Source organism: Rhodococcus sp. Chr-9 (assembly GCF_000801125.1).
In the GTDB taxonomy this organism is placed as follows: Bacteria; Actinomycetota; Actinomycetes; order Mycobacteriales; family Mycobacteriaceae; genus Rhodococcus; species Rhodococcus pyridinivorans.
Genome location: NZ_JTIZ01000005.1, coordinates 1 through 339, shown reverse-complemented (window position 1 = coordinate 339; position 339 = coordinate 1). Strand labels below are relative to the sequence as shown.

General features: G+C 62.8%; 1 protein-coding gene. It reads left to right on the top strand.

The features are described 5' to 3' along the window. Positions 1-330: integrase core domain-containing protein (locus QR64_RS00465; protein WP_039583532.1), on the top strand; the 330-nt coding region annotated here is incomplete at its 5' end. Between the last annotated feature and the right edge of the window lie 9 nt (positions 331-339).

Sequence of the window (339 nt, the reverse complement as noted above, 5' to 3'; positions counted from 1 at the left end):
AGTGACGACAATCCGTTTTCCGAGTCGTTGTTCAAAACCATCAAGTACGACCTGTCGTGTCCGCACCGGTTCGACAGCATCGACCATGCCCGGCGGTGGACCGAGGAATTCATGACCCGATACGCCCTCGAACACCGCCACAGTGGGTTGGGTCGACACACCCCCGCGTCGGTGTTCCTCGGCACCGCCGTCGAGGAACACCGACGCCGGCAGGACCGACTCGACCGGATCCATGCCCGGCACCCGCAGCGGTTCCAGCGCCGGCCGCTGGCACCACCACTACCTCGACCGACCGGAATCAACATCACCCATCTGTCTCAGACAGGTTGACAACTTCCG